The following is a 16,807-nucleotide window of genomic DNA, read 5'->3' on the forward strand; positions in this document are numbered from 1 at the left end:
TAACAAATGTGGTAAATTAACGCAAACACAAAACTTTCTATTCACCGAGTATACGCCTCTGGATAAAGTTTGTGTAGATCTCGCCGCGCTGGAAAAAGGCGTTCTTTAAGACCTGCTGGTGAAAAGGGATGGTGGTCGGGATGCCTTTGACCACAAACTCCTGCAGCGACCGCTGCATCCGGGATATGGCTTCCTCCCTGTCCTTGCCCCAGACCAGCAGCTTACCGATCAGTGAATCATAGTAAGGAGGTATGGTATAGCCGGCGTAGACTACGCTGTCGACCCTTACCCCGGGCCCGCCGGGGGGGATATACGTGTCGACTTTGCCTGCGCAGGGCCTGAAATTATTATGTGGGTCCTCGGCGTTGATCCTGCACTCGATGGCATGGCCTCTAATTGCCACGTCATCCTGTTTGAATCCCAGCTTTTCTCCCGCGGACGCACGTATCTGCTCTTTGATCAGGTCAATGCCGGTGACCAGTTCGGTGACCGGGTGCTCCACCTGGATCCTGGTGTTCATCTCCATGAAGTAAAAGTTATGGTTTTTATCAAATAAAAACTCTACGGTCCCGGTACTGTAATAGCCGACCGCCCTGGCCGCACGCAGGGCAGTTTCACCCATCTCCGCCCTCAGTTCAGGCGTGAGGGCGATAGACGGCGCTTCCTCGAGCACCTTCTGGTTGCGCCGCTGGATCGAGCAGTCCCTTTCACCCAGGTGGACTATATTGCCGTGCATGTCCCCCAGGATTTGAAACTCTATATGCCTGGGCTCCTCTAAATATTTTTCCATGTACATTTCATCGTTGCCAAACGCGGCCTGCGCTTCTGATTTGGCCGTGACCACGGCATTTTTCAGGTCACCGGGGTTCTGGACGACCCTCATGCCCCGGCCGCCTCCCCCTGCGCTGGCCTTGACCATGACCGGGTAACCGATCCTTTCTGCTGTCTCAAGGGCCGTGTCGATGTCCCGGATCACACCTTCCGATCCCGGCACCACCGGGACACCCGCGCGGATCATCGTTTCCCTGGCTAATGCCTTATCACCCATCTGCTGAATAGCCCTGGCGGGTGGGCCGATAAAAGTAATGCCGCATTTCGAGCACACCTCGGAAAAATCAGCATTTTCCGCCAAAAACCCATAACCGGGGTGAATGGCGTCCGCCCCGGTAACAATGGCGGCGCTGATAATGTTGGTAAAGTTCAAATAGCTTTTGGCGGAGGGCGCCGGCCCGATACAGAAGGCCTCGTCCGCCCACCACACGTGGAGGCTGTCGCTGTCCGCCTCGGAATACACGGCCACCGTACCGATGCCCATTTCCCGGCAGGCCCTGATAATCCGGACGGCAATTTCACCCCGGTTGGCAATCAGAATTTTTTTAAACATATTTATCCTCCATGAAGTTGATTAAACCCGGGTGCAGGCCGGCTTATTCCTTGATCAGGAAAATAACCTGGCCATATTCCACCGGCTGCCCTTTTTCAACCTTCACTTCAACGATCTCGCCGTCCAATTCAGATTTAATCTCGTTCATTAATTTCATTGCTTCAATTATACACAGGGTCTGCCCTTTCTTTACCCTGTCCCCCGCCTTGACGTACGGGGCCGATTCAGGTGACGGGGCGTCGTAAAAAGTACCGACCATGGGCGCTGTGACAGCTGTCAGGCCGGACGCGGGCGCGTCTGTGGCCTGGGCCGGCGCGGCGGCATGTTCCGTTTTTCCCGGCTGGGGCATATTGGCCGCCTGGCCGTTTCCCCGGGCCGAAGCCTCAACAGCGTGATAACCGCCTTTTCTAATCGCCAGCTTGACACCGGCGCTCTCCAGGGATACTTCGGTGATATCCGTATCGTCTATAAACTTGATTAAGTCTTTTACGTCCGAAAGGTTCAAATCATCTACCTCCTTAACAGTACCAGGGCTTGGCGCCGCATTGGCAGCTTTCACCGGCGTTACTGTTTCCTTTGCAGGGCCGCCTGATCTGTCCTGCGCCGGGGCTTTTTCCGGCGCCGCGGGCATAACTTTTGCCGCCGCAGGCCGGCTTTCCTTCCTGTTATCAGGTTGTTCCTCCAGGTATTTTCCGCTCCGCCTGAATTCAAAAAACCGCCTGGCTACCTGGGGAAAGAGGGCGTATGATATGATGTCCTCTTCACTGGTAACCTGGTCGAACATTTCACTCCTTAACCTTTCCATCTTCGGCTCGAGCAGGTCAGCCGGCCTGCAGTTAATAGGAGCGCGGTCTCCCAGTACCTTGCGCGCTATATCCTGGTTGATCGGGGCGGGAGGCCGGCCGTAATAGCCCTGAATATAATCGCGGACTTCACCCGGGACCAGCTTGTAGCGCTCCCCGGTTAAAACATTCAGTACCGCTTGTGTTCCCACGATCTGGCTGGTCGGCGTAACCAGGGGCGGGTAACCGAGCTCCTCTCTTACCCTGGGGATTTCGTCCAGCACCTCGCCCAGGCGGTAAAGGGCCTTCTGCTCTTCCAGCTGGGTTACCAGGTTGGAAATGGTGCCGCCCGGCACCTGATGGTCAAAAACGCGCATATCGTTTATTCGTGTCACGCCGCGCTTAAAACCGTTGGCCTTTCTTATTTTTTCAAAATACTCGGCTATCTCAAACAGCCTGTGGATATCAAGTTCCGTATCCCGGGGAGAGCCATGCAGTGCGCGCACCACGGTCTCAACCGGCGGCTGGGAGGCGCCGAAAGCAAGAGGCACCGTGGCCGTGTCAATTACATCCACGCCCGCTTCAGCCGCTTTCAAGTAGGTGCCTACCGCCAGGCCTCCGATATAGTGACAGTGCAGCTGAACGGGCAGGTCGTGGTTCTGCTTGAGTGATTTGACCAGTTCAAAGGCACGGTACGGGGCCAAAAGGCCCGCCGTGTCTTTTATGCAGATCGAATCCGCGCCCATTTCAGCGAGCTGCCGGGCAAGGTCGGTATAATGTTCGTTGGTGTGGATGGGGCTTACCGTGTATACCATCGCGGCCTGGACGTGCGCGCCGGCTTTTTTCGCCGCGTATATCGCCGTCTCCAGGTTGCGTATATCGTTCAGGGCGTCGTATATCCTGATAATACTGATGCCGTTCTCCACCGACTTGGCTATATAAGCTTCTACCACGTCGTCGGGATACTGCTGGTAACCAACCAGCGACTGGCCCCTGATCATCATCTGCAGGGGTGTGCTGCGGATCAGCCTCTTCAGTTGGCGGAGCCTTTCCCAGGGGTCCTCGTTAAGGTATCTTAAACCCACGTCAAAAGTATTTCCGCCCCATACCTCCAGGGAATGGTACCCGATGTTATCCAGTTTTTCAGCGATTGGCAGCATATCGGCAGTGCGCATCCTGGTTGCCCAGAGGCTTTGATGAGCGTCACGCAGCGTAGTGTCGGTGATTTTTACTCTGTTTTTCAAGGTCATCCCTCCCCGCCGGTCGAAATATAAAAATCAGGTTGCTGCTTAACTAGAAGACAACCTGATCCACTACTATGACCATAAGGACATTATATTGAAATAATCAACGTTTGGAAACTACTTTGCCGCAAGTATACAATATATACCTCTCCAATCGGGGACATTAACTGAGTCGTGGGTCGTGAGACGTTGGACGTGGGGTAATTGAGTAGTAGGTAGGAGTATATCCTGCATTTCTTCAGGGTCTTAATTTATACCCTTAATAATATCTTGCATTCTCACGTCTCATTTCCCACGACTCACGTCTCTTTGCATTCTCACGTCTCACATCTCATTTCTCACGTCTCATTTGGTGTGTCCCCATTCCGCTGTCAGAGTATCAACCTTAACTATCAGCCTCGCAACACGGAGGCCCACGTTCCTTATATTTTCGGTATTATAACTATGTTTTGCGCGTCCACACCGGTCCGCCGGGAAACCAGGCTGTTTATCTCGGCAGATTCGCCGGCTGACAGTTTGTCGGAAGTGACGATGACGGTCACCGCCCGATCATCGGCCATAACTGCGGCGTCTTTATACCCTTTTGCCCTGAGCAGGTTCTCCAGCTCAATTTCTTTCTCCATTTTGCTGCTGATATCCAGCAGGTGCTCCTGGGCTTTTTGCCTGGTCTCACCGGCCGAGTTGCCGTTGTTGATTACCTCTCTCAGCCACTCAATGCGCTGACCCCTGGTCCGGTCCCTCTCCAGCCGGTATTCCACAAAGAAGTCGTAGCTTTCGGTTGCCTCGCCGGCGCCGCCTTCTTCCGCCTTGCTTTCAAAAATTGGCTGCGGGGCCGCTTCTTCAATGCTGACACCGCCAACGGCGGGCTGGCTTACAGGCATACCCTCCGGGCTCTTTTTTTCAAACAGGCCGCCCCGCAGGCCGGCAACCAGGAGCAGGATCCCGCATATACTCATAATGATTAAGGTCAGGGTGCGTCTCTTTATTATAATTGAAAACATCACTGTCTCCTTTCCATCGGCAGGACAAGTATCTTCTGGGGTTCCACCCCTACAGCCACCCTTGTCGCTTCGTAGAGTTTGGCTTTGACCCTGGCGTCGCCGGCCCCGTCGGCAACCACCAGCACCCCGGCAATCTGTGGGGCTGTTTCCCTTTCGACCACAGGCTGCTCACCCCCGCTGCCGTTTCTGTTCATAACCAGCACACCGCTGCCCGTGTCCTCCGTGGTAGTGCGTGTCCCGCCCGCCTGGTCCTTTTCCTGGGTCGTCTTTTTGCCCGTGGTATTGTTTACGGCATACTCCGACCTGGTCGAGCCGGACAGCCGCACTGAAACCTCAACCCTGCCCGCGCCTTCCACCTGCCTCAGCATTTCACAGAGCTTTCTGCCGAGCTGTTCTTCTTCCGCGGTCATGCCGCTCCGGGCCTGGTCAGGCGCCGCTGCAACGCTGTTTTCCTGCCGAGGGGCCTGCTGGGTTGACTGGCCTGTGCCCAGCCCGCCGCCGGTGACTCCGGAAAAAATCAGGATCGCGACTCCCAGGACCGCCAGCGCCGCAAGCCATATACCGCGCCTGCCCTGGTCCTTGGCAGGAAACTTGCTTTCATTCCCTCCGCCAAAACCCAGGTACTCAAGTAGTTTACTCAAATCTCCACCTCCGTTTATCGGTAAATAACTTTAACCTGCTCCTGCCCCAGGCTGTAGAAATTAGCTACCGTGCCGATCAGTCCGCTCACTGTATCACGCGGCGGCCCGGTGCCCGCCGGCATACTCGCTCCGGCTTCGTCCCCGCCGCCGGCAATTACGGTTACCGGCTCTACTTCTTCGATGGTGATACCGCCCTGAGCCTGCGGCTCGCCGGCATTTTGAGCCACATACAATACTATTTCTTTAATTTGCCCGTAGTCGGGCTGGCCGCTGTTGGACTGGACCTTTACGTCCACGTCCACCACCCGTGTTTCTTTATAGATGCTGGTAAGAGCTGTTACCTGCCTGGCTATACCGGTCCTGTACTGTTCTATCGCTATCTGCTCCTGGTCGCCTGAAATTTTTTTTCCCGCCTCGATAACACCGGATACCCGTGTTTTATCTCCTTCACCGGTAATCGATGAAAGGGTGCCGCTGTAATCCCACCGTGCCATGGCGCCCACTGCCTGTACCACGGCTATGATAATGAGCAGGCCCATTACCATTTTTACATATTTTTTTAGTTCACCCCCCGGCAAGAACATCTCCAGGAACACTGCCAGGATTACTATGATAATAATGTTTTGCACCAGGCTGCGGATCGCTTCCACTCCGCCCCCCCTTTCCGGGCAGCGTTTATTGCCGGTCGCTTAAGCCACTCTCTCCCGCTGCCTCATTCACCTTAACATTACTGTTATATTGCCTATACCCACCACTATAGTGATGGTAAAAAAGAAAAGCAGTCCCACCGTGGCCACCGCGGCAAAAACATGAAAAAGGCTGCTGCTAAGGCTGTTCAAACAGTCCACCATCTGGCCGTCGGCAACCGGCTGAATTAAAGCGCCAGCCAGTTTATAGGTAAAAGCCAGGGTTACAATCTTGAGCAGAGGCACGATCAATATCGCCCCTATTACGCCTATCCCCGCTATTCCCAACGCGTTTTTTATTAAAAGAGAAGAACTTATGACAGCGTCCAGGGCGTCCGAAAGCATACCTCCCACCATGGGAACAAAAGTTTTAACAGTGAACTTGGCTGTCCTGAACGTTACCGAGTCGCCAACCGCGCCTGCCACTCCCTGTATCGCCAGCACCCCAAGAAAAATAGTCGTAAAAAACCCCATCAGGCTCACAGCCACGGTTTTTAAGAGGTCAGCCAGGTTTGTCACCTTGAAGCGGTCGGTCAGGTTGCTGACTACCCCGAGGATGGCGACGAAAAAGAACAGGGGCAGTATTATATTCTTGATCATTGTGCCAAATATGCCCAGTGTGGTTAATATGACCGGGCTGAAAATGGCCGCTGAAGCTACACCGCCGACAGCCACCAGCAGGGTCAGCAGGACCGGCAGCAGTGCCTGCATAAACGTAACCAGGGCGTCAACCACTTCCCTGCCCGCGTTGACCGCCAGGGAAAACGAGCCTATGGCTATTGTTATCAGCACCAGGTAGGTAACGGAATAAGCCAGTTGTCCGGTTGTTCCCTTTTCAAAAGAACAGACCAGGTTTTGCAGCACGGCGCAAATTACCGCCAGGACCACCAGCTTGCCCAGCAGGGCAAAATTAGCCACGACCTCCTTGAAAAGCTGCCTTAAAACATTGTTGAGGATATCAGCCGGCTTCCAGTCCATTTCACCTTTAACCAGCTTAATTACCATATCCTTAAAATCAAACTGCGGCACAGATCCTTTGACGGCGCTGTCCAGCTGGTCAATATAGGACTGCACTTCCTTAAAGTCGAGCGGTGAGGCCGGGTTCTCCTGGCCGGTGTCGCCGGCAGGCGCCGCGATACAGCTGACAGGCGAGAAAACTAGCAGGACAGTAAATATTAGAATAAAAACCCTGGTCATTAGACCCCAACACCTCACATTTTGGTCGTGGGACGTGGGTCGTGAGTTGTGAGTATATACTGTATTTCTTTTGGGTCTCTAAACCCTTGAGAATGTTATGCAGCCTTACGTCACATGTCTCACATCTCACGTCTCTTTTGCACGTCTCATGTCTCAATTCTCACGTCTCAAAGGGTGTGTCCCCTTTCCGCTGTCAGGTTTCTCAAAAAGATAAATGCGAGCACATTTGGTCGGCTGAAGCCGACCCTACCTGAAAAGGGCCAAAAAAAGATTTTTCGGCAGCCTCAGGGTACCAGTTTCAGGAGCGTCGTCAATACCGCCACCACGATCGGCACAGCCAGCACCATGATCAGGATTTTAGCCGCGAACTCAATCTTGGAGGCCACCGCCCCTTCGCCCGCGTCGCGGCAGATCTGCGCGCCGAATTCCGCAATATAGGCAATCCCGATTATTTTAAGTATGGTCCCCATGTATACCATGTTGATCCCTGCTTTGGCCGTCAGCTCCTTGATAATATCCATGATTGAACTGATTTTGCCCAGCACCAGCAGGAAAATGATTACCCCCGCGGCAACGCTGAGGAGGACCGCCAACTCCGGCCTCTCGCTTTTAACTACAACCACCAGCACCGTCGCAATAAGCCCGATAGCAACTATCTGCAGCACATCCATAGAACTAACCCCTGCTTTTTAATATTCAAAACAGCTTGAATACCGACTTAACCTGGTCAAAAAGTATCGCCAGCAGCTGGATCACCCAAATAAAAACGATGGCCAGTCCGGCCAGGGTGACGATATGCCCCTGCTCTTCTTTGCCGGCATGCTTTAAGATCGCGTTCAGGACTGCCACCAGGATCCCGACACCGGCTATTTTAAAAATTATGTCAATGCTGTTAACCACGGGTACACCTCTTTCCCTAATAAAGAATCAGAACAACAAGCAGTCCGCCCAGGAACCCGAGATAGTTCCAAAGCTTAACATTGCGGGCGGCTTCACCTTCCGCTTTAACGTTTTCCGACTTAATTTGTTCCATGGCCAGGCTTAAATGTTTGATTTGGTCGGCACGGTCTGATATTCCCAGGGAGGAACCCAGACTGCGCAATATGATAAGGTCCTGTGGATTTAAAGCACTTGCACGGTAATAAGCGCCCAAAGAATTTTCCCAGGCAGCCGCGGCGGAAATGCCGGAAGCAGAAGAAAGCTCAGCCGCAGCCCGGCTGAACAGGGGCGATACCGCTTTATCGCAGCGGGCGGCCACCTGTTCCAGGGCTTCCTTCATGTGGTTCGCACCATAAGCGATTTCAGTCTCCAGCATTTGCAGCGCGGACCCCAGTGACTTCAGCTCTCTTGGCCTGCGGCTGTACCTGCCGGCCACAGCCATGCCGCCAAGGGTGCCGGACGCGACTACCATGGCGGCCCCGACCAGTTTAATCACCTTCTCACCCCCACAGGACGGAAAGTTTTACCGTCAATGATATCCTCAACCGTTCCGACGCCGCGGGAGCGGCCCAAAATTACATACCGATCGATCATCTTGGAACGGATTAACCTGCTCAACACGGGCCTTTCAGCCAGCTCGGCCAGCGATGAACCGTGGGCAGTGATAAGGACCTTGATCCCCGCGTTTAATACTTCCTCCATGGCGTCAACATCTTCCCGGCGGCCTATTTCGTCAGCCGCGATCACCTGGGGGCCCATTGAACGCAAAAGCATCATCATGCCTTCCGCTTTGGGGCAGCCGTCCAAGACATCTGTCCTTATCCCCACGTCACGCTGGGGCACTCCCCTGTAGCATCCGGCTATTTCTGAACGTTCATCCACCAGCCCGACAGTAAGCCCCGGAAAAACGAGGCCCGGGACACCGCCGCTGATTTGCCTGATAATGTCCCTCAGCATGGTGGTTTTGCCGCACCGGGGAGGTGATACCAGGATAGTATGATAAATGCCGCCGCTCCTTTTATTAACGATGTGGGGCAGGAGCCCGGAAGCCGCCCCCGGCACCTCGCGGGAGACACGCAAGTTGCAGCAGGATAAATTTTTCAACGTCCTGACTTTACCCCCGTCCAGCACCGCCCTGCCGGTTATCCCCGCCCGGTGCCCGCCCGGCAGGGTAATAAACCCGGTCCGCAGCTCTTCCTCCAGGGCATAGAGGGAAGAACCGCTGATCAGGCTGATCAGGTTTTCCATATCCGCCGCTGTAACGTGGTAAGCTTCAGCAGCATGCCGCGCCGGTTTCCCTTCCTGGTTTATAAGCATATCTCCGGACGCCAGACCGATCACCAGCGGTTTACCCTGCCTGACCCTGATTTCTTCAACGCCGGCGAGGACCGGGCCGGGCAGGCCCGCCACCAGGCGCCGGATGTTAGCGGGAAGGACCGGCAGGATCTCATTGACCGCCCAGGCGCTGTTCTGACAGGCGTTACCGTTGATAAACTCTGCTCTATTCATGGACAGCCCCCCTGATAATAAATATTTACTTTAGCGGTAAGTTATACCATAAATAAATTCCGGGAAAAACAAAAGCCGCGGCGCGGCTTCAGGTTGGTAAAGGTGTAGGTGCGGCTTCAGCCGCACATTATTGGCGAATAAATTTTATTTTTTGTGACTGAGGAATGGATCTGGTTGATGTGGCTGGATAACAAGAATAAGCTGTTTTTTAAAAGTCACCAAAGCGGCAGGTCCGGTATATTGTGTAGGTAACAAGTGTTTTTAATAAAAACGGGATGTGATTAATCCATGAGAAACAATAACGAGCCGGCCGCTTTCCTTTTCCCCCTGCCGCCGGAGCTCAGGGAACAATATTATAATTGGTCCAAAACACATCAGAAAGGCGCCGGGGTTGACGGCAACCAACCGCTATTAATCCCGGTTTACCCGGCCTTTCCGGGGACGGTGCCCTACCCTCCCAACTCACAGTACGGAAGCGGATTTGGTATGCCTGGTGTAAATCCCTTCATTTTATTTCTCATACTTATCCTCCTCGTGTTTGCCTTCAAGAAAGAGCAGATCGTAGAGGCTATCAAAAAGATGCTCAAATAAAGCACTACCCAGCTTAAGGGCATAAAAAAAGAGCGGTAAGGAAAATACACCGCTCGTTTTTCTTTGTATAATGTTATCAGATATCCTCATCCGCGTCCTTCGCGTCCGAGGAAACTTTCCCCAGGAGCATTTCCGGTTCATCGGCGGCCTGGTGGGTATCGTCATTGATGAAGACGACCTCATCACAATTGGGGCAGGTAACCTCCACGACATCGTCGTCATCGACAATGTCGGCGTCAAAACAAACCGTCTCGCCGCAACCCGGACAGTCTACCTCGATATATTCTTCCCCGCAGGCGTCCATATCGTCACTTTCATATATTTCATCTTCCAGGTGATACAGATCCTCGTCAATGCTGTCCAGGTAGTCTTCCAGCTGTTCCTGCGCTTCCTCAAGATCGCCGACTGACTCGGCGAATTCGTCCAGGACTTCGATAATTCCCTGGAGCAGTTTGCCCTCTTTGCTTTCTGCGCTTACGTCAAGACCGGCGGACAACCCTTGCAAATAGGCCACTTTTGACTTCAGATCGTTCATAAATGTACAACCCCCCCATTATAATGCCGTGGCTAATTTTGGTTTCCATAGTATGTCTCAAAACGGGGGGTTTTAAACATTTAATGCTCTCGTGGAAATATGCTGTGCTTAAGTTAAAATGCCTTAAGCCCGCTTGATGTAGTTGCCGGTCCTGGTATCGATCTGCAGCTTGTCCCCGATGTTGATGAAAAACGGCACCTGGACTACCGCCCCTGTCTCCAGTGTCGCGGGCTTGGAACCGCCGGACGCCGTGTCGCCCTTGATGCCGGGGCTGGTTTCAACCACTTCCAGCTCTACGAAATTAGGCAGTTCGACCCCGATAGACTTTTCCTGAAAGGTCAGCACATGAATCATCATATTTTCTTTCAAATATTTAACGGCGTCTCCTAACTGATCGGCGCTCATGGCTATCTGGTCGTATGACTCCATATCCATGAAATTAAAGTCTTTTCCGTCGTTGTAAAGGTACTGCACCTGGCGTCGCTCGATCCTGGCCTTCGGTATTTTTTCTCCAGCGTTAAAGGTCTTTTCAACCACCGCCCCCGTCCTTACGTTGCGGAGCTTTGAACGCACAAAAGCGGCGCCTTTTCCCGGCTTTACATGCTGGAATTCGATTACCTGGAAAACATCACCCTCCAGTTCGATGGTAAGTCCGGTCCTGAATTCGTTTGTTGAAATCAATGTCTCCACCTCCTGTATGAAAATTTTATTTGTGACTATATTTTTAAATGATTTTACAATTTTATATTTTATAAAATCATGTAAATCCTTATAATTCTGTAAATCCGTCAATTTGTTTACCGGTAATTGTCCGCCGGCTCTAAAGCACCAGCAGCTTTTCTTTAGGGGTCTTAGTCAAAATTCTGCAGCCGTTGTTTTCAACCAGGACAGTATCCTCGATCCTGACTCCGCCCCAGTTCCTGATATAGATCCCCGGCTCGACAGTAACGACCATGCCGGGCTCCAGGACAGTATCGTCCCTGCAGGCCAACCTGGGGTTTTCATGTATATTCAGGCCGAGGCCGTGCCCGGTGCTGTGGCCGAAGCACTCGCCGTATCCCTTGTTTTCGATGATGCTCCTGGCGGCATGATCGACATCCGAGGCGCGCACGCCGGCTTTTATAGCGGCTATGGCGCTCACCTGCGCTTCCAGGACTATCTTATAAATTTCCTTCTGCCTCAGGTTTGTACTGCTTACTGCCACCGTCCTGGTTATGTCGGAGTGGTAGCCTTGATACACCGCTCCGAAATCAAAGGTGACCAGGTCTCCCGCCGCGATTGTTTTGGAAGAGGCGACCCCGTGCGGCAGGGCGGAACGCACACCGGACGCGGCAATTATTTTGAAAGCCGCCCCTTCGGCGCCCATCCGGCGCATCGCGTATTCCAGCTCCAGCGCAATATCACGCTCGCTTATACCCGGTTTAACCAGGGGCAGTATCTGTTCAAAAGCATGATCGGCAATACTGACCGCTTTTTCAATCAGTCCTATTTCAGACTCGTCTTTAATGACCCTGAGCTGTTCAACTTTATCTCTCAGGGGTTTGATTTGGACCCCTTCACATACCTTGCCGAGGTTAAAATACTGGTTGCAGGTCTGGTGATCTCCTTCCAGACCCAGCCTCACAAGGCGGTTTTTCTCTAAAATTCTGAAAATCGCCTCGGCATATGTGCCTGCAACTTCAATAACCCGGTACTCCGGGCTTTCCAGGGCAGCCTGCGCCGTATAGCGAAAATCAGTAAGCAGGTACGAATGCTCATGAGTCAGCAGCAGAGCGCCTGTTGAGCCCGAAAAACCGCTCAGGTAGTAACGGTTTTCCGGGTTAGTGACATAAAAGGCATCTATTCCGGCCGGTTCAAAAAGCCCGCGCAGCCTGCTTATCCTGTCAGGCAAAACAATGCCCCCTTATGCCCGGGCAAGCGCAACCGCCGCCCGCAGTGCAAGGAGGTAGCCGTTAACGCCCAGTCCGCTGATCTGTCCTGAAGCAACCGGGGCAATTACCGATTTGCTCCGGAAATTTTCACGCGCGTATATATTGGAAAGGTGGACTTCAATGGTGGGTATGCCGATCGCGGCTATCGCGTCGCGCAGGGCCAGGCTGGTGTGAGTGTACGCGCCCGGGTTGAAAACAACCGCGTCCATGTCAGCCGCGCCGTGCAGCAGGTCAATAAGTTCACCCTCGTGGTTTGACTGCCGGCAGGTTACCTCGGCGCCAAGCTCAGCGGCGAGCCCGGACAGCATCCCGTTGATCTGGTCCAGGGTAGCGCTGCCGTAAACAGAAGGCTCGCGCCCGCCCAACAGGTTTAGATTAGGGCCGTGGAGAACAAGAATTTTCAAAATATCACCCCGTGCAAAAGCGTTACACACCTGACAGCCGCCGGTCCCTTTAAATTGACTGCAGACATTTTACCATAATTTTCTCGGTTATGACAATGACTATGGCAGTGTTAATTGCATTACTGGCCGCTTATGGTCATCTCGGCGATCCTGATCGTCGGGGAACCCTTGCTGCCGAAAAACTGCAGGTCATTTCCCACCATGTCGACACTGTTAAACAGCTCTATTATGTTGCCTCCCATGGCCATCCCGCGCACCGGCGCCGTTATTTCACCGTTTTCTATTAAAAGGCCCGAGACGCCCACGGAAAAATCGCCGGATATGGGGTTTGCCGTGTGCATTCCCATCACTTCAGTGACATACAGGCCGTTTGCCACTCCCTTGATCAGGTCCCCGGCGGGTGTTTGGCCGGCCTCGATAAAAAAGTTTGTAACCCCGACCTCGGGAGTCCCCTTAAAAGAACCGCGGACCCCGTTGCCGGTTGAACTGACGCCGTCTTTAGCGGCGGTATATGTATTATAAAGGTACTGTTTGAGCACTCCTTTATCGATCAATACCGTCCTCGCTGTGGGGACGCCCTCGCCGTCAAAGGGCGCGGATCCGATGCCGCCGGCCAGCGTACCGTCATCAATGATCGTCACCTTGCCGGAAGCCACGTTGGAACCGACTTTTCCGGCAAACAGCGACCGGCCCTTCTGGACCGCGTCCGCGGTCAGGACGGAGCTGATAATACCCAAAAATCCGGTGGCGATGTATGGTTCCAGCACCACGGCGGCCTTGCGCGTGGTGACCGGCGTCGCCCCCAGCATCCGCACAGCCCGGCGGGCTGCCTTCCTGCCGGTATCCTCCGGCTTGAGGCTGCTGTATTTCAGGCTGAAGTCCATGGCAAAACCGGTCTGGCTGTTGTCACCTTCACCTGCCGCCAGGGCCAGGTAGATCCCGCAGTAGGAGCCCTTAAAAACCGCGCTCAAGCCGAGGCTGTTAGCGACAGTTACCAGCGACTCTCCGTCCTGGTAGGTAGAGGTCTCAATTACTTTCACCCTGGGGTCGTAAGCTCGCGCAAACTCCTCCATTTGCCTGGCCATTTCGATTTTCTGCTCGACCGTGGCCTCCCTGATGGCGGGGTCATAAATATCCAGATCGGGATAAGCCCGTCCGGGGGGCGGCAGGGTGTTAAAGGGATCTTCAGCTGTTTTTTCGCAGTTGGCCAGCGCCTGCCTGGAGGCCTCCTCGATGCCCTGCGGGCTCAAGTCAGTGCTGAAAGAAAAACCTGTTCTGCCGTCACGCACGACACGCAGGCCGAGCCCGCGTTCCTCGGCCAGCTTCATTGTCTCCACCCGTGCTTCCCTGACATCGATATTTAACTCCTTGGTACTGCTAATGTATGCTTCTGCTAATTGGGCGCCCATTTTTCTGGCTTTATCGACTGCGTTTTCAGCGACACCCAAAAATAGTCCTTCGTTTTCCACTAAAACACTCCTTTCGTATTCCAAGTAGTATAATTCAATGGCAGTCAAAATATTCCTTTACGAGGAATATAAAAAACTGCCTCGCGGCAGTTCAGTGAACAAAAAGCGTTGTTGTCAACGCAAACAGGTGCCTCGCGGAAATGGGAGCCAACTCCTGGACCGAGGCCTCCACAATCAGGCTCGGATCGAGGAGCGCCATTATCGCCACCCTTTCCCCTGAAGCCTGGTTTGTATAAAAACCGATAATGCAAAACTGCATGTCCTCACCGTATATTTTTCTGGTTACGATATCTCCAATCTTCATTTTTTTACCCCCCGTGAAGCGAAAAACAATTAATCGACGTCCTTTATCTCCTTTATAACATATGCCCCCGAAAAAAAGTTGTGTATAAAAAACACAGGTTTTGCCACGACCAAAAACTGTGAATAGTGAATAGGGGTCAGGCTTGAATTATTGAATTACTCCGCAGTATTTTCCTTCGATCAGCGACTTTCTTCTTAATTTATTGTCTCTTACCACATTATTTATATAAGGCTTCCGACTCTCCATCGTTCACTTGGAATTAATAAGTAAATATTTCAAGCCTGACCCCTTTACTTTACAATAGAAAAAGTTGCCTTGAAAGGCAACTTTTTTAGTGTCCAGTATCCTTATCAACCATCTTGGCTATCATTTTGGCCAGGGACTGCTGCTCTTCCTCGGAGCCCACATCCCACAGCTCTTTGAGCAGGCGCTGCTCCCTGTTGCCGGGGTCAAAATTTGCCGCTAAAAAGTCTCCCACGCGGTAGGCCGCCTTGTTAATATTCTCGTCGGACATACCCAGGAACTCAGCCGTGTTCACCGCCCTGCCAAGAGTTTTTTTCCAGTCATGCCAGGTTGTATCAATTTCCATGATGACACCTCCGCCTATAATTTAACCGGCGGCGAAGGCCCATATTCGCGTGCGCTTCTAATTAAATTCGCCTTATTTTACCGTTGGGCTCGCCGCTGCCGGTGCCCCCGATAATCAGCTCCTTGATGGCCATGGTGGGCTGGGCGTCGCTCACCGGCACACCCTGGCCGTCCTTGCCGCACGTGCCGATAGTGAAACCAAGGTCGCTCCCCACCATCTCGACGATCCGCAAAACCTCAGGCCCGTTTCCCGTGAGGGTGGCGCCACGCACCATGGGGCCGATTTCTCCGTCCTTAATTAAATAGCCTTCCGCCACGTCGAAAACAAAATCACCGGTGGTGGTGTTGACCTGGCCGCCTCCCATTTTTTTAACCAGCAAGCCGTTTTTAGTCTCCCTGATTATTTTTTCCGGATCGGTTTTGCCGGGCGCTATACACGTGTTGGCCATCCTGGGGATGGGCTTGTGCTGGTAAGACTCCCTGCGCCCGTGCCCGTTGGACTGCCTGCCGTCCTTGACCGAGGTGAGCCGGTCGTACATAAAATCAACCAACACCCCGTTTTCGATTAAATTTACTTTACGGGCGGGCACCCCTTCGTCATCAAAGCGGTACGATCCGTACCTGCTGTCTATGGTGGCGTCGTCATAGACGCTGACTACCTCGGACGCTACAGCCTGGCCCTTTTTACCCGCATACACCGAGATGTTTTTTTGCACCAGGTCGGCTTCCAGCCCGTGCCCGCAGGCCTCGTGGACCATTGTGCCGCCTGCCTCCGAAGCCATCACCACCGGCATCCTGCCGGCCGGGGCAGGTTTGGCCTTAAGCATTTCCAGCGCCCGCTTTGCGGCCGCGCCGGCCACTTCTTCCGGCGAAAAGCTCTTAAAAAGCTCAAAACCGCACAGGCTCCCGACAGCCTCATAACCGGTCTGAATTACCTGTCCCTGCGCGGCCACAGCCTGGACAATGAACCTGGTGCGGACACGCTCGTCTTCCACATAATTGCCGTCGCTGTTGGCGATGGTAACTTTTTGCACCACGTCGCCGTAGCCGACTATTACCTGTTTAATCTGCTCTTTATCGACTGCGCGGGCGGCCTTATCGGCTGATTCCACCACCGCCGCCTTTCGCTCGGTGGACACTTCCTCAGGCCTTTCTTTAAATTTAAAGTCCACCTGCGGCATCACTTTTACGAAATCCAGGTTAACCCCTTTTTTGCCGCCCACAGCGGCGTGGCTGACGATCTTGGCCGCTTCCAGCAGCCCTTCACGGGAAAGGTCGTTGGTATAAGCGTAAGCTGTGGATTCACCGGAGAGCACCCTGATGCCCGCCCCCGCGTCCACACCTGACAGGACCCTTTCTATCTTGCCGGCCTCACAGCTGATACCGACACTTCTTTTCTCTTCCACGAATATATCAGCGAAGTCGCCGCCGCTGCCCGTGGCACAGTCAATAACCTCTTTTAGAATTTGCTTGTCGATCAGGTTCGTTCACCCCATAGAAAAAATTTCACTGTTTTAATGTTTACCATTAAGGTATTTTTAATACAGAAATTGGCTCTTATTAATTATAAGTGTCAACCCACGAAACGTAAAGTTGAAAATT

At 53.2% G+C, this 16,807-nt stretch carries 19 protein-coding genes; 1 reads left to right on the plus strand and 18 read right to left on the minus strand.

The genetic code is table 11. The annotated features are described in order from the left end of the window. Positions 1 to 37: 37 nt before the first annotated feature. From accC to spoIIIAA, 10 genes are all read right to left on the minus strand, one after another. On the minus strand, positions 38 to 1,384 hold the full coding sequence (gene accC, locus ACOBQJ_RS02105) for an acetyl-CoA carboxylase biotin carboxylase subunit (protein ID WP_421070055.1): 1,347 nt from the start codon (positions 1,382 to 1,384) through the stop codon (positions 38 to 40). 43 nt (positions 1,385 to 1,427) lie between these two features. Next, on the minus strand, positions 1,428 to 3,410 hold the full coding sequence (gene accB / locus ACOBQJ_RS02110; protein WP_421070056.1) for an acetyl-CoA carboxylase biotin carboxyl carrier protein: 1,983 nt from the start codon (positions 3,408 to 3,410) through the stop codon (positions 1,428 to 1,430). Between the two features lie 422 nt (positions 3,411 to 3,832). Further along, positions 3,833 to 4,411 (minus strand): SpoIIIAH-like family protein, encoded by a 579-nt coding sequence (locus tag ACOBQJ_RS02115; RefSeq protein WP_421070057.1) that lies wholly within the window; start codon positions 4,409 to 4,411, stop codon positions 3,833 to 3,835. Continuing rightward, positions 4,411 to 5,052: a hypothetical protein gene (locus ACOBQJ_RS02120; protein ID WP_421070058.1), complete on the minus strand. Its 642-nt coding sequence runs from the start codon at positions 5,050 to 5,052 to the stop codon at positions 4,411 to 4,413. The genes ACOBQJ_RS02115 and ACOBQJ_RS02120 overlap by 1 nt, the downstream gene beginning before the upstream one ends. A gap of 14 nt (positions 5,053 to 5,066) precedes the next feature. Next, positions 5,067 to 5,702: a stage III sporulation protein AF gene (spoIIIAF, locus tag ACOBQJ_RS02125; RefSeq protein WP_421070059.1), complete on the minus strand. Its 636-nt coding sequence runs from the start codon at positions 5,700 to 5,702 to the stop codon at positions 5,067 to 5,069. 66 nt (positions 5,703 to 5,768) lie between these two features. After that, the gene (gene spoIIIAE, locus ACOBQJ_RS02130; RefSeq protein ID WP_421070060.1) at positions 5,769 to 6,935 is read right to left on the minus strand and encodes a stage III sporulation protein AE; all 1,167 of its coding nucleotides are present in this window, start codon (positions 6,933 to 6,935) and stop codon (positions 5,769 to 5,771) included. A 284-nt stretch (positions 6,936 to 7,219) separates the two neighbouring features. Beyond that, positions 7,220 to 7,606, minus strand: a complete 387-nt coding sequence (spoIIIAD, locus tag ACOBQJ_RS02135; RefSeq protein WP_421070061.1) for a stage III sporulation protein AD — start codon at positions 7,604 to 7,606, stop codon at positions 7,220 to 7,222. A gap of 25 nt (positions 7,607 to 7,631) precedes the next feature. Continuing rightward, positions 7,632 to 7,835: a stage III sporulation protein AC gene (gene spoIIIAC / locus ACOBQJ_RS02140; protein WP_421070062.1), complete on the minus strand. Its 204-nt coding sequence runs from the start codon at positions 7,833 to 7,835 to the stop codon at positions 7,632 to 7,634. A 16-nt stretch (positions 7,836 to 7,851) separates the two neighbouring features. Continuing rightward, positions 7,852 to 8,370: a stage III sporulation protein SpoIIIAB gene (gene spoIIIAB / locus ACOBQJ_RS02145; protein ID WP_421070063.1), complete on the minus strand. Its 519-nt coding sequence runs from the start codon at positions 8,368 to 8,370 to the stop codon at positions 7,852 to 7,854. Beyond that, complete coding sequence (spoIIIAA, locus tag ACOBQJ_RS02150; RefSeq protein WP_421070064.1) at positions 8,367 to 9,383, minus strand: stage III sporulation protein AA; 1,017 nt, start codon at positions 9,381 to 9,383, stop codon at positions 8,367 to 8,369. The genes spoIIIAB and spoIIIAA overlap by 4 nt, the downstream gene beginning before the upstream one ends. 288 nt (positions 9,384 to 9,671) lie before the next feature. Between spoIIIAA and ACOBQJ_RS02155 the strand changes: the two genes are divergently transcribed. Continuing rightward, positions 9,672 to 9,974 (plus strand): hypothetical protein, encoded by a 303-nt coding sequence (locus tag ACOBQJ_RS02155; RefSeq protein ID WP_421070065.1) that lies wholly within the window; start codon positions 9,672 to 9,674, stop codon positions 9,972 to 9,974. A 76-nt stretch (positions 9,975 to 10,050) separates the two neighbouring features. Here the strand turns inward: ACOBQJ_RS02155 and ACOBQJ_RS02160 are convergent, their stop codons facing one another. From ACOBQJ_RS02160 to ACOBQJ_RS02195, 8 genes are all read right to left on the minus strand, one after another. Beyond that, entirely contained in the window at positions 10,051 to 10,509 is a 459-nt protein-coding gene (locus ACOBQJ_RS02160) for a CD1247 N-terminal domain-containing protein (protein WP_421070066.1), read from the minus strand. A 123-nt stretch (positions 10,510 to 10,632) separates the two neighbouring features. Then, the gene (gene efp / locus ACOBQJ_RS02165) at positions 10,633 to 11,190 is read right to left on the minus strand and encodes an elongation factor P (RefSeq protein ID WP_421070067.1); all 558 of its coding nucleotides are present in this window, start codon (positions 11,188 to 11,190) and stop codon (positions 10,633 to 10,635) included. Between the two features lie 139 nt (positions 11,191 to 11,329). Then, a complete protein-coding gene (locus ACOBQJ_RS02170; RefSeq protein WP_421070068.1) occupies positions 11,330 to 12,400 on the minus strand; it encodes a M24 family metallopeptidase in 1,071 nt (356 codons plus the stop codon). Between the two features lie 12 nt (positions 12,401 to 12,412). Next, positions 12,413 to 12,844, minus strand: a complete 432-nt coding sequence (aroQ, locus tag ACOBQJ_RS02175) for a type II 3-dehydroquinate dehydratase (protein WP_421070069.1) — start codon at positions 12,842 to 12,844, stop codon at positions 12,413 to 12,415. Between the two features lie 119 nt (positions 12,845 to 12,963). Continuing rightward, a complete protein-coding gene (locus ACOBQJ_RS02180; protein ID WP_421070070.1) occupies positions 12,964 to 14,313 on the minus strand; it encodes a TldD/PmbA family protein in 1,350 nt (449 codons plus the stop codon). Positions 14,314 to 14,404: 91 nt separating this feature from the next. Further along, on the minus strand, positions 14,405 to 14,617 hold the full coding sequence (locus tag ACOBQJ_RS02185) for a hypothetical protein (protein ID WP_421070071.1): 213 nt from the start codon (positions 14,615 to 14,617) through the stop codon (positions 14,405 to 14,407). 331 nt (positions 14,618 to 14,948) lie between these two features. After that, a complete protein-coding gene (locus ACOBQJ_RS02190) occupies positions 14,949 to 15,206 on the minus strand; it encodes a DUF3243 domain-containing protein (protein WP_421070072.1) in 258 nt (85 codons plus the stop codon). A 61-nt stretch (positions 15,207 to 15,267) separates the two neighbouring features. Next, positions 15,268 to 16,686 (minus strand): TldD/PmbA family protein, encoded by a 1,419-nt coding sequence (locus ACOBQJ_RS02195; RefSeq protein WP_421070115.1) that lies wholly within the window; start codon positions 16,684 to 16,686, stop codon positions 15,268 to 15,270. Between the last annotated feature and the right edge of the window lie 121 nt (positions 16,687 to 16,807).

This window comes from Pelotomaculum propionicicum, from assembly GCF_048984525.1.
Taxonomy (GTDB): domain Bacteria; phylum Bacillota; class Desulfotomaculia; order Desulfotomaculales; family Pelotomaculaceae; genus Syntrophopropionicum; species Syntrophopropionicum propionicicum_A.

Coding starts and splice junctions, on each gene's coding strand:
- ACOBQJ_RS02115 (WP_421070057.1), bottom strand. CDS start 4,411: ATGTTTTCAATTATAATAAAGAGACGCACCCTGACCTTAATCATTATG.
- ACOBQJ_RS02185 (WP_421070071.1), bottom strand. CDS start 14,617: ATGAAGATTGGAGATATCGTAACCAGAAAAATATACGGTGAGGACATG.
- spoIIIAD (WP_421070061.1), bottom strand. CDS start 7,606: ATGGATGTGCTGCAGATAGTTGCTATCGGGCTTATTGCGACGGTGCTG.
- ACOBQJ_RS02160 (WP_421070066.1), bottom strand. CDS start 10,509: ATGAACGATCTGAAGTCAAAAGTGGCCTATTTGCAAGGGTTGTCCGCC.
- accC (WP_421070055.1), bottom strand. CDS start 1,384: ATGTTTAAAAAAATTCTGATTGCCAACCGGGGTGAAATTGCCGTCCGG.
- ACOBQJ_RS02190 (WP_421070072.1), bottom strand. CDS start 15,206: ATGGAAATTGATACAACCTGGCATGACTGGAAAAAAACTCTTGGCAGG.
- spoIIIAE (WP_421070060.1), bottom strand. CDS start 6,935: ATGACCAGGGTTTTTATTCTAATATTTACTGTCCTGCTAGTTTTCTCG.
- spoIIIAA (WP_421070064.1), bottom strand. CDS start 9,383: ATGAATAGAGCAGAGTTTATCAACGGTAACGCCTGTCAGAACAGCGCC.
- ACOBQJ_RS02155 (WP_421070065.1), top strand. CDS start 9,672: ATGAGAAACAATAACGAGCCGGCCGCTTTCCTTTTCCCCCTGCCGCCG.